The following is a 26,607-nucleotide window of genomic DNA, read 5'->3' as shown; positions in this document are numbered from 1 at the left end:
GGGACGACGGCGGTCCTCACGGCCGGTAGCCGATCTGCGGTACGTCGAAGCAGGTCGCGTTCATGTCCCCCTGGGAGACCCAGCCCCTGCCGTCGCGCCAGCGGGCCACCGACAGGCAGGTCCGACGTGTCTTCGGCGGCTCGGTCAGCCGCTCGTAGGTGACGGGGATCAGCAGCCCACCCGCGGTGTAGGGCTTCCCCCGGTTCATGAACGCGTCGACGCATCCCCGCGTGACGCCGGCCCGGACGCAGGACCTCGCCGCGTCCGTGAACCACCGCGCCGCCGCCCACCCCTCCAGCTGCCACTGGGAATGGGTCTTCAGTCCCTCGGTCGCGTCGCGGAACTCCCGTACGGCGGCGTCGCCGACGTCCTCGTAGTTGCGGCTCGACCCCGTGGCCCACAGCGCGTTGCGGCAGCGCGGCGCGTCTTTGTAGTCCTCGGGGACGGTGGACGTCCAGTTCTGGACGTTGGTGACCTTGGCGATGACGTGGGCGCCGACGTCGTCCATGGCCTTGCACAGCTGGGCGTTGCCGTGGGTGTCGATGGCGTCGAAGACGAGTTCGGCGCCCTGGTCCTTCAGATCGGCCGCCGCGGCGCGGAAGTTGGGCAGCGCGAAGTCGACCTGTTCGGTGACGACCCGGTAGCCCTCTGCCCTGAGCCCCTGGGTGACCAGCCGGGCGTAGGCGGCGGAGGCGGACTGGTTGTAGGAGACGACGGCGGCCGTACGGGCGCCGTGGACGCGCTTGAAGTAGCGGTAGACCTCGGTGCCGCCGTACAGCGTGCCGTCCCAGCCGGGCGTGCCGTCGTCGCGCGGCGCGAGGCTGCCGTAGATCCCGTAGAGATGCGGATAGGTGTCGTAGGCGGGGCCGATGGGCTGGCCACCGATGTCGGGCACACGCGCGCGGGACACCTGGGGGGCGCCCGCGTAGTCGAGTGCCGTGGTGGCGACGAGGGCGACGACCTTGTCCTCGTCGACCAGCCGGTGCACGCACGTGTTGTTGCCGACGCCGCTTCCGCCGTCGTCGCACAGCCGCACCTCGACCGGCCGCCCGTCGATGCCGCCCTGGGCGTTGAGGCGGTCGAAGTAGGCCTTGGCCCCGTCACGCGGTCCGGTGAAGGCGGAGCCGCCGACGGGGCTGGTGGCGCTGCTGATGACGCCGACGCGGATCGGCTCGGCGGCGGCCCGGGGTGTGGGCGTGGCGCGGTTCTCGAAGTCGCTCTCGGGGAGCCGGCTGCCGCAGGCCGTGCCCAGCAGGAGCAGCAGGCCCGCGACGGCGGCGCCGGTCGCTGTGCGCCGCACCGCTGCTCAGCAGCCCGGGGCAGCGCTCGACGACGCGTCGCCGCTCAGCCGGACCAGCGCGCAGAGCGTGTTGACGGAGACCTTCCAGGTGCCGTTCTGCTCGACGGCCGTCCCGGAGGCGTTCGGCAGGGCGGTGGCTCCCTTCAGGGTCAGCGTGTACGTCACGTTCGCCCCGGTCGGCGAGGTGAACTCGATCTTCTCGACGTTCGCCTTCACCTGCTGACCGCGCTGGTCGCCGTTGAAGCCCCGCAGCACCTGCGCCATCTGGTCGCCGTTCTCCAGGACGGCCTGCTTCTCCTTCGTGGAGACGGCCGGGTCGAAGAACTTCTCCCAGTTCTGCTTGATCTCCTTCTGGGCCGCCGCCGGGTCGGCCGGAGCCGTGGCGCTCGGCTGCGCGCCGGTGGACTTCTCCACCGAGGGTGTCGGCGGAGCCGAACTCGCGCCGCCGCTGCTGTCGCTGCACGCCGTGAGGGCCGCGGCGAGGACGAGAACCGCCGTCACCGCCACTCCCCGGACATTGCCCCGCCTGAGGTCGCTCCCGAGAACCATCTGGCTCACCACCGGGTGTCGGTCCGGGCCATGTGCGCCCGGTGCTTTCAGGGTCAGCTTCCAGAAGGCATAGTGCAAGCCATTGGCTGACATGGACAGATACACGACGTGTGGGAGTCCGGATGCGGACAGCTCGACTGCGGACCGTGCACCCCGTCCTGTGGGCCGGCTGGGCCGCCCTCGCCGCGGGGGCGGTGCTGTGCGTCATCGGCTGGTACGGCATCTCCGGCGAGCGGTACGCGGAACGCCAGCTGCCCTACCTCGCCTCCTGCACCGTGCCCGGTGCCGCGCTGATCATCGCGGGCTCGGTGCTGCTCACGCACGGCAGGAACGCGCTGGCGGCGGCCCGCGTGGAGGAGCTGTACGGGCTGCTGGTGGCCGCCGCGCCCGCCGACGCCGAGGACGCCGGACCGGCGGCGGCCGTGCCTGTGGCCGTCAGCGGCGAGCTCCTCATGGTGCCCGGCGGCACCCTGTACCACCGCGCGGACTGCCCTCTGGTCGCCGGGAAGCCGGAGGCCGTACCGGCCGACTCGCGCGTCCTGGCGAGCGGGGACCTGGGGCCGTGCCCGATCTGCGAACCGGACGGCGACGACGACCCGTCCGCCGACGGGCTGCCCTCCCCCGCCTCCGGTGGGCCGCCCCTCGCCGAACGGCCGTCCACGCTCGATCTCCCGGCCCCTCCCCAGCACCCGTCCGCCCCCGAGCGTCCGTCCTCCGATCCGGACGACTGATGTCCTCGCTGACGTACGACCTCACCCTCGCCGGTCTCTCGGTCGGCAGCGCCGCCGCGCTGACCGGGATCGGGCTGATCGTCACGTACCGCGCCACCGGGGTGCTCAACTTCGCGCACGGCGCGATCGCGATGGTGTGCGCGTACCTGCTGCGCCAGTTCACGGTCGAGTGGGGCTGGCCGCTCGCGCTCGGCGCCTCGGTGACCCTGCTGCTGGTGGCCCCGGCCATCGGCATGGCCCTGGAGCGCTTCGTCTTCCGGCCGCTGTCGCTCCTCGGCGGCGACCCGGCGCAGACCCTGGTCGCGTCCATCGGGGTCTTCGTGCTGCTGGTCGGCGGGGCGGCGCTGGTGTGGGGCACCGGGGCGCGGGCGGACGCGCCGACGCTGGTGTCGGCGGATCCCTGGGGGCAGCTGGCGGTGGCCGTCGCGCTGGCCGCGGGCGTCGGCGCGGTGACCCGCTGGACCCGCTTCGGCACGGAACTGCGGGCCGTCGTCGACGACCGCCCGCTCGCGGTGCTCGGCGGGATCGACGCGGACCGGGTGGCCGCGGCGGGCTGGGCCTTCGGCTCGTTCACGGCGGGCCTGACGGGGGTGCTCCTCGCGCCGTACGTGCGGCTCGACCCGTACGGCCTGCCGCTGCTCGTCATGGAGGTGATGGCGGTCGCGGTGGCGGCCCGGATGCGCAGTCTCCCGGTCGCCGTCGTGGTCGCCCTCGGCATCGGTGTCGCCCAGAGCCAGCTGACCCGGCTGCACCCCTCGGGCTGGGCGGAGCCGCTCCTCCAGGCCGTCGGCGCCAACCTCTTCGTGGTCGCGCTGCTCGTCGCCGCGCTCGTGCTGCCCGGCATCGGCACCCGCGACGCGTTCCCGCGCACGGCGACGGCCAGCGTGCCGACGCCGTCCGGGGCGTGGGCCGTGGCCGTCGTCCTGTTCCTGCTGCCCCTCGGTTTCGCGGGCTCGGACCTGCACACGTCGGTGCAGGTCCCCGCGCTCGGTGTCGTCCTGCTGTCCCTGGTCGTCGTGACCGGCCGCGGTGGCCAGATCTCGCTGGGGCAGGCCGCGTACGCCGGTCTGGGTGCCCTCTTCACGGCGCTGCTGGCCGCGGGCCGCTTCCCGGGTCTGCCACGGCTGCCCGGACTGGCCGCGCTGGCGGTGGCCGTGCTCCTGGTGGCCCCGCTCGGCGTGCTGACCGGGTGGCCGGCCATCAAACGCCACGGCCTGGCGCTCGCGGTGGCCACCTTCGCGGTGGGGGTGGGCGTCAGCCGGTTCGTCTTCGAGCAGCCGTACGCGGTGGCCGGCCTGTCCCTGGACCGGCCGGCCGGGTTCGACGGCGACCGCGCGTACTACGTCCTCGAACTCGTCCTGCTGGCCGTCGCGCTGCTCGCCGCGCGCACGCTGCGCCGGGGCCGGACGGGCCGTGCGCTGGCCGCCATGCGTGACCACGAGGCGGGCGCGTCGGCGGCGGGGGTCCGCGTCCCGGCCCTGAAACTGACCGCGTTCGTCGCGGGGGCGGCGCTGGCCGCGCTGGGCGGCGGCATGCTCGGCATGGGCCTGCGCGCCTTCGACGCCACCGCGTACGACCCCGTACGCGGTCTGCTCTGGTTCGCGGCGGTCGTCGTGCTCGGTGCCGACAGCGTCCTCGGGGCGCTCGTCGCGGCGGCTCTGCTGGTCGGGCTCGACGCGGGGGCCCGCGGCGGGGTGGCGGCCGCCCTGATCGGTCTCCTCGCCGTCCTCGTCGGCCGCTTCCCCGAGGGCCCCTACGAGGCCCTGCGCGCGGCGACGTCCCGGCTGCGGCTCCACCGCCGGGCGACCCTGACGCCCCTGGGCGCGCGGGTCCGCCGGCATCTGCGCCCGGCGGACGAGGGGCGGCCCGGAGCATTCCGTCCACAGGCGCCCATGAGGGCCGTGGCCCCGTCCGCCACCGACCGGACAGCCGAGCCTCCGACTCCCCCCGTACCGGCCGAGTCCCCGAACCGGACCGGACCGCCCGTACCAGCCAAGTCTCGGAGCCGGTACGGTCCGCCGGTTCCGGCCGGGTCTCCGGGCCGGTACGGCACGACGAGACCGGTCGCGGACAGCGGCAGTCGCGCTGCCCGGATGCCGCCCCAGCCGCTGACGGCCCGTGGGCTCCACGTCGCCTACGGCGGGTTCACCGCTCTCGACGGGGTCTTCCTCGACATCCCGCCGGGTCGGGTCACCGCGGTCGTGGGGCCCAACGGGGCCGGAAAGAGCACCCTCTTCCACTGTCTCGCGGGGACGCTGCGTCCCTCCGGCGGGCAGGTGCTGCTCGGAGGGCGGGACATCACCCGTCTGGCGGCGCACGCGCGGACCCGGCTGGGGATCGCGCGGACCTTTCAGCAACTGGCGGTCTTCCCGTCGCTGACCGTGGCCGAGAACGTGCGGGTCGGCGCCGAACAGGGGCGGATCGCCGATCCGGGGGCGGTGGAGCGGGCGTTGCGGCTGCTCGGTCTCGACGGGCCGGTGCGGTCGCTGCCCGCCGCGGGGCTGCCGACCGGGACGCTCCGGCGGGTCGAACTGGCCCGGGCGCTCGCCGGGACCCCCCGGGTGCTGCTCCTCGACGAACCCGCGGCCGGTCTCGACACCGGCGAGGTGACCGCGCTGGCCCGGGTGCTGCGGGCGCTGGCCGCGGACGGCATGGCCCTCCTGGTCGTCGAGCACGATCTCGATCTGGTCGCCGACCTGGCCCACACCGTCCATGTCATGGCGGCCGGACGGATCGTCGCCTCGGGGCCCGCCGACCGCGTCCTGGACACGAGGACCGGCACATGAGCATCGCCCTGCGCGACGCGCGCGTGCGCTACGGCCCGCTGGAGGCCCTGCACGGCGTGACCCTGCTCGCCCCGGGCCCGGGCCTCACCGTCCTGCTGGGCCGCAACGGCTCCGGCCGTACTACCGCGCTGCGCGCCCTCGCCGGAACCGTGCCGCTGTCCGCCGGTGCCGTCGTCTGGGACGGCGCCGACGTGACGCGCCTGCCCGCGTTCGAGCGGGCCCGTCGCGGGCTGTGCCTCGTCCCGGAACGCCGGGCCGTGTTCGGTTCCCTGACCGTCCGCGAGAACCTGGAGCTCGCGGCGGCCGACCTCGCGGTCGCCCTGGACGCCTACCCGCAGCTGGCGCCGCTCCTCCCCCGCCGCGCCGGCACCCTCTCCGGCGGCGAACAGCGCATGCTGGCCCTGTCCCGCGCCCTGTCGGCCCGCGTGCGCGTGGTGCTCGTCGACGAACCCGCGCAGGGCATGTCGCCGGCGGTCGCGGCCCGGACGTACGCCTTGCTCGGCGCTCTCGACGCGTGTGTGGTGATCGCCGAGCAGCGACTGCCGCCGGGGCTGCGCGAGCGGGCGGGCCGGACGACGTACGTGTATGAACTGCGCCGTGGCGCGGTCGTGTTCAGCGGAGAGGCGGCCGAGGCGGCGGTGCGGAGCGGCGGGCCGCCGGGTTCAGGGGCGGGCCGAACAGGACGGGGGCCGCGGTCCGGGCGGCGCCCGACGACTTCGGGATGACGAGCTGGATGCCCTGGATCAGGCGGTTGGGACTACTGCCGATCTTCTTCTTGTTGACCTTGTAGAGGGTCTGCCAGCCGCCTTCGACCCGGTACTTGCGGGCGATCGACGCGAGCGTCTCGCCGGTCTTCACCACATGGAAGGGGCCCTGCAGTCCATATGTCTTGGAACAGTCGGGCCAGGCCCCCCATCCCTGGACGGCCAGCACCTTCTTGGCGACCTTGATCTGCTCGGCGCGCGTGGCGAGATCGGCCCGGGGAGCGTAGGCGAGCCCCCCGAACGCGACCCAGGTGGACTGCCAGAACTGCAGGCCCCCGTAGAAGCCGTTCCCGGTGTTCGCGTGCCAGTGGCCGCCGCTCTCGCACTCGGCGAGACAGGTCCAGGGCCACTCGTCGTTCGCGCAGTCGTAGCCGACCCGGGCCGACCCGGGGCCCGGAAGCGGGCCCGGAAGCGGGGGCGGGGGCGGAGGCGGCGGTACGGCTTCCGCGTTCTGGGCAACGAGAGCGGCCAGTACGGCGGCGACCGCGGCCGCGTACCGCACCCGTCCGCTCCACAGGCCGGACGCGGTCCACGTGGTCGGCGGGGTCCGCCTGGTCGGCATGAAGGACATCGGGCCACGCTAAGCAGCGCGTCCCGTTCGGCCGCCCAGCCGCGCCCGGCACGCCCAGGGCCCCACCCGGTCGGACGACCGGGCGGGGCCCCGTGCCCGGGACGAGGGGGAGCGGGGCTCAGATGTCGAGCCGCTGCCCGGGCACGATCAGGTCGGGATCACCGCCGATGACGGACGTGTTGGCGGCGTAGATCTTCCGCCAGGTGGTCCCGTGCCGCGCGGCGATGGCACTCAGGGTGTCGCCTTCGCGGACGGTGTAGTCGCCGCGGGACGAGCCGCGGTTGGTGTGGCCCGACGGGCGGGCCGGCGTCTTCGCCGGCTCTTGCTTCGCCGGGGCGGACCGGGGCGCGGGCGCGGACTTCGGCGCCGACTTGGTGGTCGCCGATCCTGCGGCCGACCCGGCACCCGAGGAGCCGGGCGCGTTTCCGTAGGCCCCGGCGCGGGCCGAGCAGGTGGGCCAGGCACCCCACCCCTGTGCGCTCTGGACCTTGCTCGCGACGGCTATCTGACCGCTCCTCGACGCCTTGTCGGCGCTCGGCGCGTACGCCGTGCCGCCGTACGCGCGCCAGGTGCCGGCGGAGAACTGGAGCCCTCCGTAGTAGCCGTTGCCGGTGTTGATGTGCCAGTTGCCGCCGCTCTCGCACTGGGCGATGCGGTCCCACACTCCACTGTCGGCCGCGGCGGCGTCACCGGTCGCGGCGAGCAGTCCGAGCGGGGCGAGCAGTGCCGCCCCGGCGAGGACCGCCGTCGTACGTGTCTTGTTCGCCGTACGAGCCTTGTGACTGTTCTCGTGAGTGCTGTCGGCACATGCGGACATGTATTTCCCTCTCGAAACACCCGGGGTCCCCCAGGACGGGACGCGATGGCCTGCGCGTAGGACGCGGCCGCCGCGCTCCGACCCGTCCGCCGACGGCCTTGCTGTGATCCGGTGCGGATCGGCCGGCGGACGTACCCGAGCGGTGCTCGTTGCACACAGCGCAGGAACCTATGGACCCGGGCGCCCCGATATCAACCAACTCTTTGTCATTCGAGGCCAGTTAGCCGTTACCGCAGGTATCATCGATTTTCAGCCACCCACTTCATTGGGTGATTTCCGGATTTGTCGACCTGCGCCTCTTGCGATCTGTGACTCACTTCACCCAATCAACTTCCCTACTCCCCCTGGAAGTTGACTCGGAGTAACCAATTCCGGGGGCGTCTTCACGCTGGGCGTCGGATGGTTCGATTCCGTTCGCCCTCGAGCGTGACTCCGGCCACAGATCACCCGTTGACATCTTCATGAGCCGGGAACCCCCGATTCATGGGCCGGGAGCCACCCGGCACCGCCACGCACCGCATCCCGAGGAGCCACCGTGCCGCGCATGCTCGACGTCAGCGACGACGTACGCGCCGAGATCGGCGACGAAGAAGCCGACCGGCTGCTCGCCGGAGAGAACGCCCCCGGCAGTTACGACTGCACGTCGTGCCGCACCCCGGGCGACTCGGAACAGGAGCGCACCAGCACCGTCCTGTTCATCGGCGACGAGACCGCCGTCCTCGCCTTCGCCCACGCCACCTGCCTGCCCTCGCAGGTCGTGCAGGTCACCGAGGAACAACTCCAGGGCGCCGTCCGCTCGATCCACCCCGACGGCGCGCCCGCCGACGCCGGACCCGAGCAGGCCGTGCTCGGTGTCACGAGCGGACTCGTGCTGATCAGCGGCGAGTTGCACCCGGCACTCGTCGTCGAGCCGACCGGGCCGATCGTGCGACCCGGCTCGACCGACATCGGCGACGACTTCCTGCCCCTGCTGATCGAGCAGGGCTTCATGCCCGCGACCGAGCTGACCTCGGTGCCGCCGGTCCTGCACGGCTGGTCCGTACTGCTCGCCATGGGCCAGCTGCACGCCGTGCTCCAGCCGGGCGCCGGCGGCGGCTCGCCCGTCGCCTGGTGGCAGGCCCACCAGGCGCTCCAGGTCACCGAGAGCTGGCGCGCCGCCGCCAACAAGCACCAGCAGGTGCTCCTGTTCGCGGCGCCGGTCGGCTCGATCGGCCGTCAGCCCCGGGAGGACCTGCTGCGCGACGCGCTCGACAAGGCGGCGGCCAACGGAAAGCTGGTCGCGGCCGCGATGCCGCTCGCCGGTACGTGAGGGCACCGCACGGTACGGCACGGTTCCCGGCGGGATCCGCCGGGAACCGACCGCACGGCGCCGTGCGCCGGCTCGGCGGGGTCCGCCGGAAACCCCAGGGGCACGGTCGTCGCTCCGGCATTCGCCGGGGAACCGGGGACACGACCCGCTCCGGCATACGCCGGGATCCGCCGGGGAACTGAGGGCGGGGCGCTGCGCGGACGTTCGGCGGAATATGCCGGGAACCCAGGGCATGGGCGCCGCTCCGGGGTCCGCCGGGGAACTGAGGACGGGGCGCGGCTCCGGCATTCGGCGGGGTCCGCCGGGAGCCAAAGGCGGGGCGCCGCACGGGCGTTCGGCAGGGTCCGCCGAGGAACTGAAGGCGGGGCGCCGCACGGGCGTTCGGCGGGGTTCGCCGGGAGCCAAAGGTGGGGCGCCGCGCGGGCGTTCGGTGGGGGAACGCGGGTGTGCGGGCGGTGCCGGCCGTGGAGGGTGGCCCGCGTCGTTCTCCGCGCCCCCGCGTGCGCCGCTCACTCCGGACGGCCCGCGAAATGACCGGGCCGGCCGCATCTGTTGGGCGGCGAGGTCGTTGGCACGTACGTGCACACCTACGACGTCCCCGGCCACCGGCCCTTCCAGCCGGTCCCTCCCTCGGGCTCCCCCCTCCGTTCGAGCAGAGAGGTGCCGGCGTCGCGACCGGTGCAGGACCCTCATCAGGGCGCCCCATCGGCCACGCCGATCTACGACGCGCTCTACGCCGAGTGGGTCAGATCATTCAGGACCCTGCCCGGCGACCGGCACGGCGAGGAGAACCTGGGCTTCACGGCCTTCGGGAGCCTCGGACGCGGTTCGAACTCGTTCAGCTCGTCGGGCGCGTACAGCTCGTACAGCGCGGGGGCGCACACCGCGCGGCAGATCACCGCACAGCACGGGCACACCACGACGGCGACGGCTGTCTGGCAGCCGGGCGCACGCCAGCACGGCACCGGGATGCACCACATCCCGGCCGCGCTGCCGCCCGCACCACGCAGGGGTCTTTGAAAGCGGCAAGGTCCTTGAGCGGTAACGCGTGAGGGGCGGCTCCCCAGGGAGCCGCCCCTCACGCATTGCCCGTGGGCGCTACTTCTTCTTGTTGGCGCCGCGCTTCTCGCGCACCCGCACCGAGATGTGGATCGGCGTGCCCTCGAAGGCGAACTCCTCGCGCAGCCGGCGCTCGATGAAGCGCCGGTAGCCGTGCTCGATGAAGCCGGAGGCGAAGAGCACGAACCGCGGGGGCTTGGTGCCCGCTTGCGTACCGAACAGGATGCGGGGTTGCTTGCCGCCGCGGACCGGGTGCGGGTGGGCGGCGACCAGCTCGCCGAGGAAGGCGTTCAGGCGGCCGGTCGGGACGCGGGTCTCCCAGCCGTCCAGGGCCGTCTCGATCGCCGGGACGAGCTTCTCCATGTGGCGGCCGGTACGGGCCGAGACGTTCACCCGGGGCGCCCAGGCCACCTGGGCGAGCTCGGTCTCGATCTCCCGCTCCAGGTAGTAGCGGCGCTCCTCGTCGAGGGTGTCCCACTTGTTGAAGGCGAGGACGATGGCGCGGCCCGCGTCGACGGCCATGGTGACGATGCGCTGGTCCTGCACGGAGATGGTCTCGGACGCGTCGATCAGGATGACCGCGACCTCGGCCTTCTCGACGGCCGCGGCGGTGCGCAGCGAGGCGTAGTAGTCCGCGCCCTGCTGGAGGTGGACGCGCTTGCGGATGCCCGCCGTGTCGACGAACTTCCAGGTGATGCCGCCGAGTTCGATGAGCTCGTCGACCGGGTCACGGGTGGTGCCCGCGACCTCGTTGACGACCACGCGGTCCTCGTTGGCCACCTTGTTCAGCAGGGAGGACTTGCCGACGTTCGGGCGGCCGATGAGGGCGATGCGGCGGGGGCCGCCCACCGCGGTGCCGAAGGTCTGCGCCGGGGCCTCGGGCAGCGCCTCCAGGACGGCGTCGAGCATGTCGCCGGTGCCTCGGCCGTGCAGCGCGGAGACCGGGTGCGGCTCGCCGAGACCGAGGGCCCAGAGGTACGAGGCGTCGGACTCGCCGCTCATGCCGTCGACCTTGTTGGCGCACAGGACGACGGGCTTGCCGGCCTTGCGGAGAAGGCGTACGACCGCCTCGTCGGTGTCGGTCGCGCCGACCTTGGCGTCGACGACGAAGACGACCGCGTCGGCGGCCTCGATCGCGTACTCGGCCTGGGCGGCGACGGACGCGTCGATGCCGAGGACGTCCTGCTCCCAGCCGCCGGTGTCGACGAGCTTGAAGCGGCGGCCCGCCCACTCGGCCTCGTAGGTGACGCGGTCGCGGGTGACGCCGGGCTTGTCCTCGACGACGGCCTCGCGGCGGCCGATGATGCGGTTCACCAGGGTCGACTTGCCGACGTTCGGGCGGCCGACGACGGCGAGGATGGGCAGCGGGCCGTGGCCCGCCTCCCCGATCGCGCCCTCGACGTCCTCGGGATCGAAGCCCTCTTCCGCGGCGAGCTCCATGAACTCCGCGTACTCGGCATCGCCAAGCGCCCCGTGCTCGTGTTCCGCCGAGCCGTCGGGCTGGATGTGGTCGTTCATGAAGTCCGTACCTCGTCGTTCATTCGTGGTGATCGGTGGAACACCCGTAAACCGGATGATCCACTACTAAGTGTCGCCTAACGCCCGACGGGGCGCCCGGCGTTTTCCGGGCGTCCGGTGAGACGCCTGGCGTGGTCCAGGTGGGCGCTGAGCTGTTTCTGGATGCGGCCGGTGGCCTCGTCCAGCGCCTGGCGCGTGCGCCGGCCGCTGCCGTCGCCCGCTTCGAAGGGGTCGCCGAAGACGACGTCGACCCTGCTGCGCAGTGGGGGCAGCGCCTTGGTCAACCGGCTGGTCCGCTCGGAACTTCCCAGCACCGCCACCGGGACGATCGGGGCTCCGCTGCGCACCGCGAAGTACGCGAGCCCGGCCCTGAGCGAGGCGAAGTCGCCCTCGCCCCGGGTGCCCTCCGGGAAGATCCCGAGGACGGCGCCGGACGCCAGGACGCCCAGGGCGTCGGTGATGGCCGTACGGTCGGCGATCTCGCGGTCCACCTTCAGCTGGCCGATGCCCAGCAGGAACGGGTCGAGCGGACCGATGAACGCTTCCTTCTTGATCAGGAAGTGCGTGGGCCTGGGCGCGACGCCCATGACCATCGGCCCGTCGATGTTGTGCGAGTGGTTCACGGCCAGGATCGCCGGGCCGGTCGCGGGGACCTTCCAGGCGCCGAGCACACGGGGCTTCCACAGCCCGTACATCAGGCCGACGCCGATCCGGCGCCCGACGTCGGCGCGTCTCGCGGAGGGTGCGGTCACTTGGCGGCCCGCTTCTCCTCGACGAGGGTGACGACGCACTCTATGACCTGCTGGAGCGTGAGGTCCGAGGTGTCCACCTCGACCGCGTCGTCCGCCTTGGCGAGGGGGGAGGCCTTACGGCTGGAGTCGGCCGCGTCCCGCTTGATCAGTGCCTCGCGGGTCGCGTCGATGTCCGCACCCTTCAGCTCAGCGCTGCGCCGGGCGGCACGCGCCTCCGGGGAGGCGGTGAGGAAGATCTTCAGGTCGGCGTCGGGCAGCACGGTGGTGCCGATGTCCCGGCCCTCGACGACTATGCCGGCCGGCGCGGACCCGGCGAGGGTGCGCTGCAGCTCGGTGATCCGGGCACGCACCTCGGGCACGGCGCTGACCGCGCTCACCTTGGAGGTGACCTCCGGCGTACGGATCGGGCCGGCGACGTCGGTCCCGTCGACCGTGATGGTCGGCCCGGCCGGGTCGGTACCGGAGATGATCTCCGGCTTCTCGGCCACGGCGGCGATCGCGGAGGGGTCCGTGAGGTCGATTGCGTTGCTGACCATCCACCACGTGATGGCGCGGTACTGGGCGCCCGTGTCCAGGTAGCTCAGACCGAGCTTCGCGGCCACGGCCTTCGAGGTGCTCGACTTGCCCGTGCCGGAGGGGCCGTCGATGGCGACAATCACAGCCGGAGCGGTACGGGCGGCGCCGTTGTCCACGGTGGGAACACCTTCCTGGTGCGGGGTGGAGGTCTCTGCGGGACACGATCGCGCCCCGCACAAGGTTACTGGCTCCACGGACCCCGTATTACTGGCCCGCCCCGGGGGCCGGTCGCGGAGCCCCGCCGGCCCCGCGCGGATCCTCGCCGCCGCGCCCGCACCGCCGGGTGCCGGGCCGCCTCCCGCGCTTCGCACGGCTACGCCTCACCCGGCCCCCGACAGCCGTCGACGAGCCGACGCCGCGCGGTCACGGAGCCCCGCCGAGCAGGGACCGGCCCCGCGCCGGTCCTCGCCTCCACGCCCCCACCGCCGCGTGCCGGGCCGCCTCCCGCGCTTCGCACGGCCGCGGCTCCCCGGGCCGTCGGCGGCCGTCGACGAGCCGGAGCCGCGACCCGCCGGGCGGGCCGTCCCCGGCGGGCCTCGGCCCTGCGCCATCGGTCCTACTGGCGCAGCGCCCAGCCCCGCTCCCGCAGGGCCGCGCCGAGTACCGGCACCGCCTTCGGCTCCACCATCAGCTGCACCAGACCGGCCTGCTGACCGGTCGCGTGCTCGATGCGTACGTCCTCGATGTTGACCCCGGCCATCCCCGCGTCGGCGAAGATGCGGGCGAGCTGACCGGGCTGGTCGTCGATGAGGACGGCCACGACCTCGTAGGCGCGCGGCGCGGAGCCGTGCTTGCCGGGGACGCGGACCTGGCCCGCGTTGCCGCGGCGCAGGACGTCCTCGATGCCGGTGGCGCCCTCGCGGCGCTTGGCCTCGTCGGAGGACTGCAGGGCGCGCAGCGCCTGGACCGTCTCGTCGAGGTCGGCGGAGACGTCCGAGAGGAGGTCCGCGACAGGGCCCGGGTTCGCGGAGAGGATGTCGATCCACATCCGGGGGTCGGAGGCCGCGATCCGGGTCACATCACGGATGCCCTGACCGCAGAGCCGTACCGCCGTCTCCTCCGCGTGCTCCAGGCGCGCGGCGACCATGCTGGACACCAGGTGCGGCATGTGCGAGACGAGCGCCACGGCCCGGTCGTGGGCGTCCGCGTCCATCACGACGGGCACCGCACGGCAGTGCGACACCAGCTCCAGGGCGAGGTTCAGGACTTCGGTGTCCGTGTCGCGGGTCGGCGTGAGCACCCAGGGCCGGCCCTCGAAGAGGTCGCCGCTCGCGGCCAGCGGACCGGACTTCTCGCGGCCCGACATGGGGTGCGAGCCGATGTACGGGGCGAGGTCGAGGCCGAGCGCCTCCAGCTCGCGGCGCGGACCGCCCTTGACGCTGGCGACGTCCAGGTAGCCACGGGCGAGACCACGCCGCATGGCGTCCGCGAGGGTCGCGGCGACATGCGCGGGCGGTGCGGCGACGATCGCGAGGTCGACCGGCCCCTCAGGGGCCTCGTCCGTGCCGGCGCCCAGCGCGGCCGCCGTACGGGCCTGCTCCGGGTCGTGGTCGGTGAGGTGGACGACGACGCCGCGCGAGGCGAGCGCGAGGGCCGCGGACGTGCCGATCAGCCCGGTTCCGATGACGAGTGCGGTCCTCACTGGGCGATGTCCCTGCGGAGTGCGCCCGCGGCGCCCAGGTAGACGTGCACGACGTCGGCGCGCGGCCGGTCGGACTCGATGTGTGCGAGAACACGGACGACCCGGGGCATGGCGCCCTCGATGTCCAGCTCCTGCGCGCAGATCAGCGGGACGTCGACGATGCCGAGCTTGCGCGCAGCCGCCGCCGGGAAGTCGCTGTGCAGATCGGGTGTCGCCGTGAACCAGATGCTGATCAGGTCGTCCGTGGTCAGCGCGTTGCGCTCCAGGATGGCGGTGAGCAGCTCGCTGACCTGCTCGTCCATGTGGCCGGCCTCGTCCCGTTCCAGTTGGACGGCGCCCCGGACCGCTCGTACCGCCACGGTGATGCTCCTCGCTGATCTGTGTACACGTCTTGTTACACCAGCGTAGTCAGCCCCCCGCGCGCGGGTGCGCGGCGCCCGCCTGACGAGACGGGGCCCACGCACCGGATCCTGCCCGGGGCGGCTCGTACCGCCGTCCCGCCACCGACCGGGAGCGTGGCGGCCTGCACGGGACCGACGCCGCGGACTCCGTCCGCGTCACCCGAATCGCCCTATTCCGCTACTTGTGACGGGAACGCGCCCGTGCGCCTCTGGACGCGGGCGCGCGAGTCCGCTCTCATTGCAGGAGACTCGCCTCGGGGGAGGCCCGAATGAAGCGTCCAGGACCCCTTCTCACCCTTCTCGCGGGGCTCGTGTTCGGCGTGTTCATGTTGTCGCTCAACGCGATGACAGGGACGAAGAACGCGTCGAACCCGTACCGGCAGTCCTCTCCGGGCGTCTCGGTGTCGCCCAGTGCGCCCCCAGCCTCCTCCTCGCCGTCACCGAGCACCTCGCCCAGCCCCTCACCTTCCCGCAGCGCCGTACCCAACGCCGACTACGCGGGCCGCACCGACGACAACTCCTCGGCGGTCGCGATCTCCCTGCGGGGCGGCAAGGCGATCGCGTACTTCTGCGACGGGCACGACAAGGAGTCCTGGCTGAAGGGTGACGTCAAGGACGACGGCACCATGAAGCTCACGGGCGGCAACGGCGACGAGCTGAACGGAACACTCCAGGACGGCAAGCGGATCCGCGGCACCGCCTACGTCGGCGGGAAGCGCTACGGCTTCACGGCCGACCGGGCGATCAAGCCCTCCGGCCTGTACCGGGCGACGGCCACCGTGCGCGGCGCGAAGGTCGACGGCGGCTGGATCGTGCTGCCGGGCGGCAAGCAGGTCGGTGTCGTCGAGCGCGACGGCACACCTTCGGCGGCACCGTCGATCGACCCGGAGACCGGCGCCGTGACGATCGACGGACAGAAGATCATCGCGCGTCCTGTCACCCCCTGACCGCCTCTTCCCTTCTTCCACAGGGAGCCGTTCATGACCGTGGACCCGAACGCCGCCACCCGGGGCTTCCCCTCTCCGCCACCTGGCCACGGCAGCCCGAGCCCGGCCCGCTATCTCGTGCCGGCCCTGGTCGCCGCGGCGGTCGCGGTCGGCCTCGGCGTCTACGGCAAGGTCCACGACCCGTCGGGAACGGCCTTCAATCTCGCCGGTTTCAGCAGCACGGGCGCCGTGAAGTCCTGGCTGGCGACGACGGCGTTCTTCTTCGCGCTCGTCCAGCTCGTCTCGGCGCTCATGATGTACGGGAAGCTGCCGGGCCCGAGCTGGGCGGCGGCGCTGCACCGGTGGTCGGGACGGATCGCGTTCCTGGTGGCGGTGCCGGTAGCGGTGCACTGTCTGTACGCGTTGGGCTATCAGACGTACAGCACGCGCGTCATGTGGCACTCGCTCCTGGGGTGCTTCTTCTTCGGTGCCTTCAGTGCCAAGATGCTGCTGCTCCGCTGGGAGCGCCTGCCCGGCTGGCTGCTGCCGGTCATCGGCGGCCTCGTGTTCGCCGTGCTCACGGCCATCTGGCTGACGTCCGCCTTCTGGTTCTTCCGTACGTTCGGAGTGACGACATGACCAACCGCTCGACGCGGCGCACGGTGATCCTCGCCACGGGGGCGTCCGCGCTGCTCGCGGGGTGCAGCCAGTACGGCAGTGGCAACAGCAGCTCCTCGGACTCGTCCCCGAAGGCGTCCAGCGGCCAGGAACTCGCCACCACGAGCGACATCCCGGTCGGCGGGGGCAAGATCTTCACGGACCAGAAGGTCGTGGTCACCCAGCCGGCGAAGGGCGACTTCAAGGCCTTCTCGGCGATCTGCACGCACCTGGGCTGCACGGTGAACAAGGTCGCGAGCGGCACCATCGACTGCCCGTGCCACGGGAGCAAGTTCAGTGTCGAGGACGGGGCGGTGAAGGCCGGTCCCGCGCCGCGCCCACTGCCCGCGGAGAAGATCACTGTGGAGGGAAACTCGATCCGCCTGGTGTGAGACGGCCCGTACGCTCCGAACATGCGTTCCGAGCCTCCCGTACCCCAGACACCTCCGGCGCCCGAAGTACCCCCGGCGCCCCGGGAACCGGCGGTGCCGTCCGCCTCACCCGCGGCGGCCTCACCCGCGGCGGTGGTCTCGGCGTCCGCGGTCCCGGCGTCGGCGGTCTCACTGGTCAGGGACCACACGGTCTACTCCTGCGTGATGGGATCACGCGCCTTCGGGCTGGCCACGGACGGCAGTGACACGGACCGCCGGGGCGTCTTCCTCGCCCCGACCGCGCTGTTCTGGCGCTTCGAGAAGCCGCCGACGCATGTCGAGGGCCCGGCGGAGGAGCAGTTCAGCTGGGAACTGGAGCGGTTCTGCACGCTCGCGCTGCGCGCCAACCCGAACATCCTGGAGTGTCTGCACTCCCCCCTCGTCGAGTACGTGGACGACACCGGGCACGAACTCCTCGCCCTCCGGCAGGCGTTCCTCTCCCGCCGGGCGCACGAGACGTTCGCCCGCTACGCGCTGGGCCAGCACAAGAAGCTGGAGGCCGACGTCCGCAAGTACGGCGCCCCGCGCTGGAAGCACGCCATGCATCTGCTGCGCCTGCTGATGAGCTCGCGCGACCTGCTGCGCACCGGGACCTTGACGATCGACGTCTTGGAGCAGCGCGAGCCGCTGCTCGCGGTGAAGCGGGGCGAGGTGTCCTGGGCCGAGTTCGAACGCTGGATGTCCCGGCTGGCGACGGAGGCCGACGCGGCTGCCGCCCACAGCCCGCTCCCGCCCGAGCCGGACCACGCGCGCGTGGAGGACTTCCTGATCCGGGTCCGCCGCGCCTCAGCGATCCAGGACACCGCCGGGGGCCGGTAGACCTTCCCCGACACCTTCCCGGACACCCTCCGGGCCCCGGACGCCCTCGGGACCCCGGATGCCCTCGGGACCCCGGATTCCGTCCTGATCTCCCCGGATGCCGTCCAGGCGGACCCGGACGACGAAGGCGTGCAGGGCGTCGTACGCGGAGGGGGCGTCCGGCAGCGCCGAGGCGTCCTGTGCCTCGTCGAGGAGCGTGTGCAGCCGCTCCACGTCCTCCGCCACGCGCGCGTGGGGGACGTCCGCGGCCCCGTGCTCCCGCTCCGCCTTCACGGCGATCAGGTCCGGCAGATACGCGGGAGAGGCGATCTGTCCGGCCAGCGTGGGCAGATCGGCCTGCACCTCGCCGCTGCGCATGAGATGGATTCCGGTGAGCAGCACACGGAACGTGTAAAGCAGCGGCTTGAGTTCGCCGCTCTTCTCGAAGAGCCGCCACTGCGTGGTGGCGAACCCCCGGTAGTGGTGGGCGTGATGGCGGGTGAGGACCCCCGGGGCGAGCGAGATCAGTTCACGGTGTTCGTCGCCGGTGCGCACGACCAGCGGCGAGAGCAACTGCTCCAGCACGTAGCCGTTGCGCCGCAGCATCAGCCGTACGAACTTGCGCAGGTCGTGGGTGACCAGGTCCATCTCGACGCCGCTCTCCCACCACATGCGGGAGCGGGTCTCCTCCGGTTCGCGCAGTCCGACCAGGTCGGCCGTCGCCAGCAGATGGACGCCGCGCAGGTCGACGTCGGAGTCGCGCGAGGGGAAGCCGTACAGGTGTGCCCCGGAGACGGTGGCGAAGAGCACGGGGTCGGGCTGTTCGCCCACCACGCTCGCGAGGTCGTTGCCGATACCGAGGACGTCTGTCATCCCTCAAGCATCCCAGAGCGCCCCCAGCGACATGAGGTCGCTCTGGTGCTCGATGCGGTCGGCCCAGGCCGTCGGCCAGGCCTCCGAGCCGTGGTAGGCACCCGCGAACGCCCCGGTCAGGCAGGCGATGGAGTCGGAGTCGCCCGAGGTGCAGGCGGCCCGGCGCAGCGCGGTGACGGGTTCGTCGACGAACATCAGGAAGCACAGCAGGCCGGTGGCGAGCGCCTCTTCGGCGATCCAGCCGGCGCCGGTCGCCAGGCAGGGGTCGTCCTCGGGAGAGGCGGTGCGCACGGCGTGCCGGAGGTTGTCCAGGACGGTGATGCACTCGTCCCAGCCCCGGGAGATGTACTGCTCCGGTGTGGCGTCGTCGCAGAAGGTCCACAGGTCGCCGAGCCAGCGGGAGTGGTAGCGGTGCCGGTTCTCGTGCGCGTACGAGCGCAGCAGGCCGACGAGTGCCGCCGGGTCGACGCCCTGGCTGAGCAGCCGGACGGCGTGCGCGGTGAGGTCCGAGGCGGCGAGCGCGGTGGGGTGGCCGTGGGTTAGCGCGGCCTGGAACTGCGCGGCGCCCGCGCGCTGTTCGTCACTGAGCCCGCCGACGAGTCCGACGGGCGCCACGCGCATGTTGGCGCCGCAGCCCTTGGAGCCGGTCTGGCTGGCCTCCTGCCAGCGGAGTCTGTCGTCCTTGAGGAGGTTGCAGGCGACGAGGCAGGTGCGGCCGGGGGCGCGGTTGTTCTCGGGCGACTGGTACCAGTCCACGAACTCCTCGCGCACCGGCCGTTCCATCCGCAGCGGGCCGAGCAGACCGCGGTCCATGGCGGTGCGCAGCCCCTTCGCCAGGGCCAGTGTCATCTGGGTGTCGTCGGTGACGAACGCGGGCCTCGGCAGCGCCATCTGCCGCCAGGGGCCGCACTTTTCGAGGATGTCGGGCACGGTGTTGAACTCGGTGGGGAACCCGAGCGCGTCGCCGATGGCCAGGCCGATGAGGGAACCGGTGGCGGCGCGCTTGGCTAGGGTCGTGCTGGTCATCGGGGCCGTCCTTACGAGGTGGGACGCAGCAGGGGTGGGTGCAGAACCTTGGCGCCGCCCGCGCGGTAGAGGGCGGCGGGTTTGCCGCGGCCGCCGGTGAGGCGCGCGGCGCCGCGGACCTGTTCGACGAATCCGGGCGTGGCGAGGACCTTGCGCCGGAAGTTGGGCCGGTCGAGCGCGGTGCCCCACACCGTCTCGTAGACGTGCTGCAGCTCTCCGAGGGTGAACTCGGGCGGGCAGAAGGCCGTGGCGAGACAGGAGTACTCCAGTTTGGCGCCCACGCGTTCGTGGGCGTCGGCGAGGATCCGGTCGTGGTCGAAGGCGAGCGGGTCGAGCGCGTTGAACCGCAGCCACTGGGCCTGCGCCGCGTCGCCACCGCCGTGGGGTTCGGGAGGGTCGGGCAGCAGTGCGGCGAACGCGACGGAGACGATCCGCATACGGGGGTCGCGGTCGGGTTCGCTGTAGGTGCGCAGCTGTTCCAGGTGGAGTCCCGAGATGTCCGACAGGCCGGTCTCCTCGGCGAGTTCACGCCGGGCCGCGGCCTCCGCCGACTCGCGGGACAGCACGAAGCCGCCGGGCAGGGCCCAGCGGCCGGCGTACGGTTCCCGGCCCCGCTCGACGAGCAGCACCTGGAGTGCGCCCGCGCGCACCGTCAGGACGGCCAGGTCGACGGTGACGGCGAAGGGCTCGAAGGCGTACTTGTCGTAGCCCTCGGGTGCCGCGCCCCCCGGCGCACGGCTTTCCCCTGTCGCCACCCCACGCCCCCTCTTTATGGTCAGCCTGACCATGGTCAGTACGACTATAAAGGGAGCGGGAGGGGGCAACAAGGCTCTGGGCCTGGGAAGTTGTGCTTCCTCGGAGCCGGTGCGGAAGACGTGTTCGGCGTCGGGGCAGGGCCCGCGGAGGCTGTGCGGGCTGCTAGACCCGGGCGCGCGACGCCTCCGTCCGCCGGACCTCGGCAGGGTTTACGTCCGGTCCCTGCGCCCGAGCGCGCGCCGGAGCGAGGGCGGCCACGAGCGCTCCGGCGGCCGCGACTCCCGCCGAGACCCACAGCGCCGGACCGCAGCCGTTGACGAAGTTCTCCGCCGAGCCGTAGCCCCCGTAGCGCGTGAACACGGCCGCGGCGACGGCGATCCCGAAGACTCCGCCCAGCTCACGCAGCGCGTTGTTGACGCCGGCCGCGACACCGGCGTCGGCCGACGGCACCGCGGAGGTCACGGCGTTGGCGACGGTGGGGAAGACCATCGAGATACCGATACCCGCGATGATCAGCGGCAGCACCAGGCGTCCGTAGCCGACACCGGGCTGCACCTGCCAGGCCAGCAGTCCGAGGCCGGTCGCCTGGAGGACGAGTCCGCCGAGCATGAAGGGCCGGTTCCCGAACCGGTCGGCGAGCGCGCCCGCGAGCGGTGCCACGAGCAGGGGCATGCCGGTCCACACAAGGATGCGGACACCGGCCTGCAACGGCGAGTTCCCGAGGCCGAGTTGGAACAGCTGCGTGATCATGAACAGGGAGCCGAGCAGCGACATGAACGTCAGGAAGGCGACGCCGTTGGCGGTGGAGAAGGCGCGCCTTCGGAAGTATCCGAGGGGCAGCATGGGGTAGCGCGCACCCGACCGCTCCCAGCCCAGGAAGGCCGCCAGGAAGACTACTCCGACGGCCAGCGCGCCGAGCACCTCGGCGCTCCCCCAGCCCGCCTGCGGGGCCCGCACCGGCGCCCAGGCCAGGCCGGTCAGTCCGACGGCGGCCAACAGCAGCCCCACGACATCGAGTTGCGGACGCGGGCCGTGGCTCTCGCGCAGTTTCAGCGCGGCCAGCGGCAGCATCGCGAGCCCCGTCGGCACGTTGATCCAGAAGATCCACTGCCAGGACAGGCCCTCGGTGACGGCACCGCCGAGCACGGGCCCGGCCGCCACGCCGAGACCGGTCACGCCGCCCCAGACCCCGATGGCGACGCCCCGCTTCTCGGCCGGGAACGCCTCGCTGATCAGGGTCAGGGTGAGCGGCAGCAGGACAGCGGCGCCGGCACCCTGGAGCACCCGCGCGGCGATGAGCTGGCCCGGTCCCGGGGCCAGCGCCGCGAGGGCCGAGGCCAGGGTGAAGACGGCGAGCCCGACGACGTACATGCGCCGCCGTCCGAAGCGGTCGCCGAGCGCGGCACCGGTCAGGGTGAGGCAGGCGAAGACGAGGTTGTACGCGTTGATCGTCCACTCCAGGTCGGACAGGCTCGCCCCGAAGTCGGCCCGCAGGGCGGGCAGCGCGGTGGCCACGACGACTACGTCGAGGGAACAGAGCAGCGCCCCGAGTCCGGCCAGGATCACGGTCCACACACGGCGTGCGGGCACGGCGGACGGCTGCTGGACGGGGGCGCGTGCGGTGGTGTCGGTCATGACGGTTCCTTCCGTGAGGATCAATCACGGAAGACGGACCGGACCCGCGCCGAAAAGGAATCGCGACTGCGGGCGCCGGCCGAGGAACGCGAGGAGCAGGCCGCCGGGCCGGGTCCCCGGCGGTACGTCGACCGGGGCGGCGAAGCGCACCCCGCGGTCGGCGTCCGCGACCACGAGATGCGCGAGGGGCAGCAGTTCCGCGGCGAGCGCGGACGGGATCGGCCGCGCCCGCCCGCAGGCCCGCGCGACGTCCCAGCCGTGCACCGCGATCTCCAGGGCGCCGACGGCCACCAGCAGCCCCGCGTCCAGGGACCGGTCCCCGACGGCCGGGGCGGGCGGGGACCCTGGGACCGCCCCCCAGGCATCGAGGAGGGCGCCTGCCCGCGCGCGGAAGGCGCACACCGGATCGGCGGACGGGCGCGCCGGGCACAGCCCGACGCGCCCGTCCGCAACGCCTTCGTAGAGCGCTTCCACCGAGTCGTCGAGGTGGTGGAGCAGATCCCCGAGCTCCCACTCGGCGCAGGGCGTCGGCCACCGCAGGCCCTCGTGCGGCACGGCGGCGACGCTGCCCAGCGTGTACGCGAGCGACCGCTCCAGGAGCTCTCCGGGGTTCACGGGAGGATCCGGGGCAGGCCGAAGGCGGCGAACAGCCCCGGGTCCAGGAAGACGGTGAGCCGTGCGACACCGCACTCCTCGACGGTGAGCACCTGCACGGAGTGCGCCCGCAGCACCCCGTCGACCCCGCGCTCGTAGGCCGCCACCGCGGGCTGCCCGTTGGCCCGGACGGGCAGCATGCGGATCCATCCCGCCTCGCGCCCGGACAGCACCCGTACGCGCAGGAACCGCAGGACGTCCTTCTTGCCGCTGAACCACTCCAGGTGGGGCGGCATCTCCAGCTCGACCCCGTCCCGCAGCAGGCTCAGCAGCGACCCCATGTCGGCGTTCTCGAATGCCTTCACGTAGCGGTCGAGGAGTTCGCGGTCGTCGGCCCCGTCGGGCTCGACCACCAGGTCCTCCTCCGGCGCGACCTCGTCGAGCCGGGCACGCGCGCGCTGGAGGGTGCTCTTGACCGCCGCGGTCGACGTGTCGAGCAGGGCGGCCACCTCGGAGGCCCGCCAGGCCAGCACGTCCCGCAGGATGAGCACGGCCCGCTGCCGCGCCGGCAGGTTCTGCAGCGCGGCGACCAGGGCGAGCCGCAGGCTGCCGCGTGCCGCGACGACCGTCGCCGGGTCGACGAGCGTGTCGGGCAGCGGCTGGAGCCACGGGATGTCCGTCGCGGGGGCCCGCAGAGGCTCCTCGGGCGCGGCTCCCGGCCCGCCGAGCCCGGTGGGCAGCGGACGGCGCCCCCGCCCCTCCAGGGCCGTCAGACACGTGTTGGTGGCGATCCGGTAGAGCCAGGTGCGCAAGGAGGCCCGGCCCTCGTACCCGTCGTAGGACCGCCAGGCCCGCAGATACGTCTCCTGGACGAGGTCCTCTGCGTCGTCGACCGAGCCGAGCATGCGGTAGCAGTGGGCGAGCAGCTCCCGCCGGTACGGATCGGTCAGCCGGACGAAGTCGTCGCGGTCCGTCGTCGCGGTCATCGCCGCTCCCTTCGTTCGCACGGGGCGCACCGGGGCACACCGGTGGTCCGTTCACCGGTACAGACCGGCGGGGAGGCGAAAACGAATCGGCCGGCCCCGGAAAAGTTCCGGGACCGGCCGTCGTACGCGTGGAGCGCCAGCGGGCTGCGGGAGCCGCGGGGGCTCCGGGCTTCCGACGCTGCTTCCGGGGTTAGAGACCGACCTCGGCCATGAGCATGCCGACCTCGGTGTTCGACAGGCGGCGCAGCCAGCCCGACTTCTGGTCGCCCAGGGTGATCGGGCCGAAGGAGACGCGCACCAGCTTGTCGACCGGGAAGCCGGCCTCGGCGAGCATGCGGCGCACGATGTGCTTGCGGCCCTCGTGCAGGGTCACCTCGACGAGGTAGTTCTTGCCGGTCTGCTCGACGACACGGAAGTGGTCCGCCTTGGCGTACCCGTCCTCCAGCTGGATGCCGTCCTTGAGCCGCTTGCCGAGGTCGCGCGGGATCGGGCCCACGACGTGCGCGAGGTAGACCTTCTTGACGCCGTACTTCGGGTGGGTCAACCGGTGCGCCAGCTCGCCGTGGTTGGTGAGCAGGATCACGCCCTCGGTCTCGGTGTCGAGCCGGCCCACGTGGAAGAGCCGCGTCTCGCGGTTCGTCACGTAGTCGCCGAGGCACTGGCGGCCCTCGTTGTCCTCCATCGTGGAGACGACACCGGCCGGCTTGTTCAGCGCGAAGAACTGGTACGACTGCGTCGCGACGGTCAGCCCGTCGACCTTGATCTCGTCCTTCTCCGTGTCGACGCGCATGCCCTGCTCCAGGACGATCTCGCCGTTGACCTCGACCCTGGCCTGGTCGACCAGTTCCTCGCAGGCGCGCCGGGAGCCGTAGCCCGCTCGCGCGAGGATCTTCTGCAGGCGCTCGCCCTCCTCCTCGGCACCCGGGAAGGTCTTGGGCAGCTTGATGTCCGGCTTGCCCGCGTACCGGTCCCGGTTGCGCTCCTCGGTCCGCGTCTCGTACTCACGGGAGCGCGCCGGCTCCGTCCGGCCGCCGCGCTGCTGGCCCTGCTTGGGGCCGCCCTTGGCGCCACCGCGCGCCGAGGCTCCGCGCCCGGACTTCGGGCCTTCATGCGTGCCGCCGGGGCCTACGTCGTAGCGACGCTCCTCGGGACGGGGCTTGCTGGGACGCTTCGGCTGGTCGTCGCGCCCCGCCGCCGCGCTCCTCGGCTGGGAGCCGCTCCCGCCGGCTCCACGCGAGCCGCTCCCACCGGTTCCGCGCGAGCCGCCGGTCCCACGCGGGCCGCCGCCCCCGCCAGTCCCACGCGAGCCGCCGCCCCCGCCGGTCCCACGCGAGCCGCCGCCCCCGCCGGTCCCACGCGAGCCGCCGCCCCCGCCGGTCCCACGCGAGCTGCCGCCTCCGCGCGACCCACCGCTCCCGCCGGTTCCCCGCGGGTTGTCGCGCCCGCTGTTCCTGCCACTGCCACTGCCACTGCCACTGCTTCGCATCAAAGTTCCGTCGTCGTCGTGTCGTCTGCATCTGCATCCGGTGCATCCGGATCGAACGACGGGACCCCTTCCAGCGTCTCGGCCTCGATCGCGTCCGCCTCGGGGAGGAAGGGCGCGAGCTCCGGGAGCTCGTCCAGACCGCGCAGGCCCATTCGCTCCAGGAAGTAGTTCGTCGTCGTGTACAGGATCGCACCTGTTTCGGGTTCCGTGCCCGCCTCCTCGACCAGACCGCGCTGGAGGAGGGTGCGCATCACGCCGTCACAGTTGACTCCGCGGACCGCCGAGACCCTGGATCGGCTGACCGGCTGGCGGTACGCGACGACGGCGAGCGTCTCCAGGGCCGCCTGGGTGAGGCGGGCCTGCTGACCGTCCAGAACGAAGCGTTCGACGGCGCTCGCGTACGCGGGACGCGAGTAGAAGCGCCAGCCGCCCGCGATCAGCCTGAGCTCGAAACCGCGGCCCTGGACGGTGTACTCGTCGGCCAGTGCGCGCAGCGCGTCCGCGATCTGCCGCCTGGGCCGCTCCAGGATCTTGGCGAGGTGTTCCTCGGTGGCCGGCTCGTCCACCACCATCAGGACGGCCTCCAGGGCGGGCCCCAGGTCGAGGTCGGCGACGGTGCGCGGCCCCGCGGGGGTGTGGGTGGTCTCCTCGCTCACGCCTTCTCCTCCTTGGTCCCGCGCCCTGTCTCCTTGGTCCCGCGCCTTGGCTCGTCCTTCACCGCTTCCGGGGGCCGGTCGAACTCGTCGGTCACCCTCGGCCGGTCGTCGCCCTCCCCGCCCGTCCAGCGCACCATGAGGTCCCCGAGGGCCTCCTTCTGGTCCAGGACGACGACCTTCTCCCGGTAGAGCTCCAGCAGGGCCAGGAAGCGGGCGACCACGGTGAGGGTGTCGTCGGTGTCCTCGACGAGCGAGCGGAAGCTGGCCTCGCCGAGTTCCCGGAGCCGCGCCACCACGATCTGGGCCTGCTCCTGCACGCTGACGAGCGGCGCGTGGATGTGGTCGATGTACACCTGCGGCTTGGGTTTCGGCTGCATCGCCTTCACGGCGAGCTTCGCGAACCCCTCCGCCCCGATGCTGATGACGACCTCGGGCAGCAGTTCGGCGTACTGCGCCTCCAGGCCGACGGTACGGGGGTAGCGGCGGGCCTCCTCTTCGAGCCGCCTATTGAAGATGTCCGCGATCTGTTTGTACGCGCGGTACTGGAGCAGCCGGGCGAACAGCAGGTCCCGAGCCTCGAGGAGGGCCAGATCGGCCTCGTCCTCGACCTCGGCGGTGGGCAGCAGCCGGGCCGCCTTCAGATCGAGGAGCGTCGCCGCGACGACCAGGAACTCGGTCGTCTGGTCGAGGTCCCAGTCCGGGCCCATCGCCCGGATGTGCGCCATGAACTCGTCGGTGACCTTGGAGAGCGCCACTTCCGTGACATCGAGTTTGTGCTTGGAGATCAGCTGGAGCAGCAGATCGAAGGGCCCCTCGAAATTCGAGAGCCGCACCTTGAAGACACCGTCACCGGAGTCGGCAGGAGGTGCCTCGGAGCCTTCAGGGGACACCTCGGACCCCGGAGCCGGTCCGGACGCCTTTCCGGGCGTCCCGGGCGAGGCGGACGGCGCGGACACGTCCGCGGCCACCCGGACGGGACCCGCGACCGTCGCGGCCGCTTCGGTGGGC

General features: G+C 72.7%; 25 protein-coding genes and 2 pseudogenes. 9 read left to right on the top strand and 18 right to left on the bottom strand.

Going from position 1 to position 26,607, the window contains the following annotated elements; all coding sequences use genetic code 11:
- Positions 1-16 precede the first annotated feature (16 nt).
- Positions 17-1,300 (bottom strand): ABC transporter substrate-binding protein, encoded by a 1,284-nt coding sequence (locus ACFYR3_RS38600; protein WP_355853539.1) that lies wholly within the window; start codon positions 1,298-1,300, stop codon positions 17-19.
- Positions 1,301-1,306: 6 nt separating this feature from the next.
- The gene (locus tag ACFYR3_RS38595; protein WP_355853542.1) at positions 1,307-1,849 is read right to left on the bottom strand and encodes a hypothetical protein; all 543 of its coding nucleotides are present in this window, start codon (positions 1,847-1,849) and stop codon (positions 1,307-1,309) included.
- Between the two features lie 122 nt (positions 1,850-1,971).
- On the opposite strand from ACFYR3_RS38595, the pseudogene ACFYR3_RS38590 reads away from it, so the two are divergent.
- From ACFYR3_RS38590 to ACFYR3_RS38580, 3 genes and pseudogenes are all read left to right on the top strand, one after another.
- Positions 1,972-2,445 (top strand): annotated as a pseudogene (locus tag ACFYR3_RS38590) (hypothetical protein); the annotation flags it as partial.
- A gap of 134 nt (positions 2,446-2,579) precedes the next feature.
- Positions 2,580-5,366, top strand: a complete 2,787-nt coding sequence (locus ACFYR3_RS38585; protein WP_355853545.1) for an ATP-binding cassette domain-containing protein — start codon at positions 2,580-2,582, stop codon at positions 5,364-5,366.
- Positions 5,363-6,091: an ATP-binding cassette domain-containing protein gene (locus ACFYR3_RS38580; protein ID WP_355853548.1), complete on the top strand. Its 729-nt coding sequence runs from the start codon at positions 5,363-5,365 to the stop codon at positions 6,089-6,091. Before ACFYR3_RS38585 ends, ACFYR3_RS38580 begins: the two co-directional genes overlap by 4 nt.
- On the opposite strand, the gene ACFYR3_RS38575 is transcribed toward ACFYR3_RS38580, so the two are convergent.
- Complete coding sequence (locus tag ACFYR3_RS38575) at positions 5,979-6,701, bottom strand: transglycosylase family protein (RefSeq protein ID WP_356785753.1); 723 nt, start codon at positions 6,699-6,701, stop codon at positions 5,979-5,981. The two genes, ACFYR3_RS38580 and ACFYR3_RS38575, sit on opposite strands and share 113 nt — an antisense overlap.
- 118 nt (positions 6,702-6,819) lie before the next feature.
- A complete protein-coding gene (locus ACFYR3_RS38570; RefSeq protein ID WP_355853554.1) occupies positions 6,820-7,518 on the bottom strand; it encodes a transglycosylase family protein in 699 nt (232 codons plus the stop codon).
- A 535-nt stretch (positions 7,519-8,053) separates the two neighbouring features.
- Between ACFYR3_RS38570 and ACFYR3_RS38565 the strand changes: the two genes are divergently transcribed.
- Complete coding sequence (locus tag ACFYR3_RS38565) at positions 8,054-8,827, top strand: hypothetical protein (protein ID WP_355853557.1); 774 nt, start codon at positions 8,054-8,056, stop codon at positions 8,825-8,827.
- A gap of 678 nt (positions 8,828-9,505) precedes the next feature.
- Positions 9,506-9,847 carry a hypothetical protein gene (locus tag ACFYR3_RS38560; RefSeq protein ID WP_389286694.1) on the top strand — a complete coding sequence of 114 codons (342 nt, stop codon included), beginning with the start codon at positions 9,506-9,508 and terminating at the stop codon, positions 9,845-9,847.
- A gap of 78 nt (positions 9,848-9,925) precedes the next feature.
- Here the strand turns inward: ACFYR3_RS38560 and der are convergent, their stop codons facing one another.
- The 5 genes from der to aroH all read right to left on the bottom strand — a co-directional run bounded on the left by der (position 9,926) and on the right by aroH (position 14,733).
- Complete coding sequence (der, locus tag ACFYR3_RS38555; RefSeq protein ID WP_355853563.1) at positions 9,926-11,404, bottom strand: ribosome biogenesis GTPase Der; 1,479 nt, start codon at positions 11,402-11,404, stop codon at positions 9,926-9,928.
- A gap of 77 nt (positions 11,405-11,481) precedes the next feature.
- Positions 11,482-12,195, bottom strand: coding sequence for a lysophospholipid acyltransferase family protein (locus tag ACFYR3_RS38550; protein ID WP_389286692.1), 714 nt, complete (start codon positions 12,193-12,195; stop codon positions 11,482-11,484).
- Positions 12,153-12,848, bottom strand: coding sequence for a (d)CMP kinase (cmk, locus tag ACFYR3_RS38545; RefSeq protein ID WP_355853569.1), 696 nt, complete (start codon positions 12,846-12,848; stop codon positions 12,153-12,155). The genes ACFYR3_RS38550 and cmk overlap by 43 nt, the downstream gene beginning before the upstream one ends.
- A gap of 440 nt (positions 12,849-13,288) precedes the next feature.
- On the bottom strand, positions 13,289-14,374 hold the full coding sequence (locus tag ACFYR3_RS38540) for a prephenate dehydrogenase (protein ID WP_355853572.1): 1,086 nt from the start codon (positions 14,372-14,374) through the stop codon (positions 13,289-13,291).
- Positions 14,371-14,733, bottom strand: a complete 363-nt coding sequence (aroH, locus tag ACFYR3_RS38535) for a chorismate mutase (RefSeq protein WP_355853575.1) — start codon at positions 14,731-14,733, stop codon at positions 14,371-14,373. Before aroH ends, ACFYR3_RS38540 begins: the two co-directional genes overlap by 4 nt.
- Positions 14,734-15,044: 311 nt before the next feature.
- Between aroH and ACFYR3_RS38530 the strand changes: the two genes are divergently transcribed.
- From ACFYR3_RS38530 to ACFYR3_RS38515, 4 genes are all read left to right on the top strand, one after another.
- Positions 15,045-15,722, top strand: coding sequence for a hypothetical protein (locus tag ACFYR3_RS38530; protein ID WP_355853578.1), 678 nt, complete (start codon positions 15,045-15,047; stop codon positions 15,720-15,722).
- A gap of 33 nt (positions 15,723-15,755) precedes the next feature.
- Positions 15,756-16,340, top strand: coding sequence for a DUF6529 family protein (locus ACFYR3_RS38525; RefSeq protein WP_355853581.1), 585 nt, complete (start codon positions 15,756-15,758; stop codon positions 16,338-16,340).
- The gene (locus tag ACFYR3_RS38520) at positions 16,337-16,750 is read left to right on the top strand and encodes a Rieske (2Fe-2S) protein (protein ID WP_355853584.1); all 414 of its coding nucleotides are present in this window, start codon (positions 16,337-16,339) and stop codon (positions 16,748-16,750) included. Before ACFYR3_RS38525 ends, ACFYR3_RS38520 begins: the two co-directional genes overlap by 4 nt.
- A gap of 204 nt (positions 16,751-16,954) precedes the next feature.
- Positions 16,955-17,608: a DNA polymerase beta superfamily protein gene (locus ACFYR3_RS38515; RefSeq protein WP_355853652.1), complete on the top strand. Its 654-nt coding sequence runs from the start codon at positions 16,955-16,957 to the stop codon at positions 17,606-17,608.
- A 99-nt stretch (positions 17,609-17,707) separates the two neighbouring features.
- On the opposite strand, the pseudogene ACFYR3_RS38510 reads toward ACFYR3_RS38515, so the two are convergent.
- The 9 genes and pseudogenes from ACFYR3_RS38510 to ACFYR3_RS38470 all read right to left on the bottom strand — a co-directional run.
- Positions 17,708-18,460 (bottom strand): annotated as a pseudogene (locus ACFYR3_RS38510) (DNA polymerase beta superfamily protein); the annotation flags it as partial.
- A 3-nt stretch (positions 18,461-18,463) separates the two neighbouring features.
- Entirely contained in the window at positions 18,464-19,486 is a 1,023-nt protein-coding gene (locus ACFYR3_RS38505) for an ADP-ribosylglycohydrolase family protein (RefSeq protein WP_355853587.1), read from the bottom strand.
- An 11-nt stretch (positions 19,487-19,497) separates the two neighbouring features.
- Entirely contained in the window at positions 19,498-20,241 is a 744-nt protein-coding gene (locus ACFYR3_RS38500) for an NUDIX domain-containing protein (protein ID WP_389286689.1), read from the bottom strand.
- Between the two features lie 163 nt (positions 20,242-20,404).
- Entirely contained in the window at positions 20,405-21,877 is a 1,473-nt protein-coding gene (locus ACFYR3_RS38495; protein WP_355853593.1) for an MFS transporter, read from the bottom strand.
- Between the two features lie 24 nt (positions 21,878-21,901).
- Positions 21,902-22,492 (bottom strand): TIGR03086 family metal-binding protein, encoded by a 591-nt coding sequence (locus tag ACFYR3_RS38490; RefSeq protein WP_355853596.1) that lies wholly within the window; start codon positions 22,490-22,492, stop codon positions 21,902-21,904.
- The gene (locus ACFYR3_RS38485; protein ID WP_389286687.1) at positions 22,489-23,457 is read right to left on the bottom strand and encodes a sigma-70 family RNA polymerase sigma factor; all 969 of its coding nucleotides are present in this window, start codon (positions 23,455-23,457) and stop codon (positions 22,489-22,491) included. Before ACFYR3_RS38485 ends, ACFYR3_RS38490 begins: the two co-directional genes overlap by 4 nt.
- Positions 23,458-23,647: 190 nt before the next feature.
- Complete coding sequence (locus ACFYR3_RS38480) at positions 23,648-24,943, bottom strand: pseudouridine synthase (RefSeq protein ID WP_389286685.1); 1,296 nt, start codon at positions 24,941-24,943, stop codon at positions 23,648-23,650.
- On the bottom strand, positions 24,943-25,599 hold the full coding sequence (scpB, locus tag ACFYR3_RS38475; RefSeq protein ID WP_355853605.1) for an SMC-Scp complex subunit ScpB: 657 nt from the start codon (positions 25,597-25,599) through the stop codon (positions 24,943-24,945). The genes ACFYR3_RS38480 and scpB overlap by 1 nt, the downstream gene beginning before the upstream one ends.
- A partial coding sequence (locus ACFYR3_RS38470) for a segregation and condensation protein A (protein ID WP_389286683.1) occupies positions 25,596-26,607 on the bottom strand: 1,012 nt, incomplete at its 5' end. The genes scpB and ACFYR3_RS38470, both read right to left, overlap by 4 nt.

It is taken from the genome of Streptomyces sp. NPDC005784 (genome assembly GCF_042871525.1).
Classification (GTDB): Bacteria; Actinomycetota; Actinomycetes; order Streptomycetales; family Streptomycetaceae; genus Streptomyces.
Note: the sequence above shows the minus strand (reverse complement) of the source record. Positions and strands in the feature narration are given on the sequence as shown.

Excerpts from the sequence above, each read along its gene's own strand:
- ACFYR3_RS38520 (WP_355853584.1), top strand. The coding sequence starts at position 16,337 with ATGACCAACCGCTCGACGCGGCGCACGGTGATCCTCGCCACGGGGGCG.
- ACFYR3_RS38595 (WP_355853542.1), bottom strand. The coding sequence starts at position 1,849 with ATGGTTCTCGGGAGCGACCTCAGGCGGGGCAATGTCCGGGGAGTGGCG.
- ACFYR3_RS38505 (WP_355853587.1), bottom strand. The coding sequence starts at position 19,486 with ATGACCAGCACGACCCTAGCCAAGCGCGCCGCCACCGGTTCCCTCATC.
- ACFYR3_RS38585 (WP_355853545.1), top strand. The coding sequence starts at position 2,580 with ATGTCCTCGCTGACGTACGACCTCACCCTCGCCGGTCTCTCGGTCGGC.
- ACFYR3_RS38570 (WP_355853554.1), bottom strand. The coding sequence starts at position 7,518 with ATGTCCGCATGTGCCGACAGCACTCACGAGAACAGTCACAAGGCTCGT.
- ACFYR3_RS38485 (WP_389286687.1), bottom strand. The coding sequence starts at position 23,457 with ATGACCGCGACGACGGACCGCGACGACTTCGTCCGGCTGACCGATCCG.
- ACFYR3_RS38575 (WP_356785753.1), bottom strand. The coding sequence starts at position 6,701 with ATGTCCTTCATGCCGACCAGGCGGACCCCGCCGACCACGTGGACCGCG.
- ACFYR3_RS38480 (WP_389286685.1), bottom strand. The coding sequence starts at position 24,943 with ATGCGAAGCAGTGGCAGTGGCAGTGGCAGTGGCAGGAACAGCGGGCGC.
- ACFYR3_RS38495 (WP_355853593.1), bottom strand. The coding sequence starts at position 21,877 with ATGACCGACACCACCGCACGCGCCCCCGTCCAGCAGCCGTCCGCCGTG.
- ACFYR3_RS38530 (WP_355853578.1), top strand. The coding sequence starts at position 15,045 with ATGAAGCGTCCAGGACCCCTTCTCACCCTTCTCGCGGGGCTCGTGTTC.
- ACFYR3_RS38580 (WP_355853548.1), top strand. The coding sequence starts at position 5,363 with ATGAGCATCGCCCTGCGCGACGCGCGCGTGCGCTACGGCCCGCTGGAG.
- der (WP_355853563.1), bottom strand. The coding sequence starts at position 11,404 with ATGAACGACCACATCCAGCCCGACGGCTCGGCGGAACACGAGCACGGG.
- ACFYR3_RS38515 (WP_355853652.1), top strand. The coding sequence starts at position 16,955 with ATGGGATCACGCGCCTTCGGGCTGGCCACGGACGGCAGTGACACGGAC.
- ACFYR3_RS38525 (WP_355853581.1), top strand. The coding sequence starts at position 15,756 with ATGACCGTGGACCCGAACGCCGCCACCCGGGGCTTCCCCTCTCCGCCA.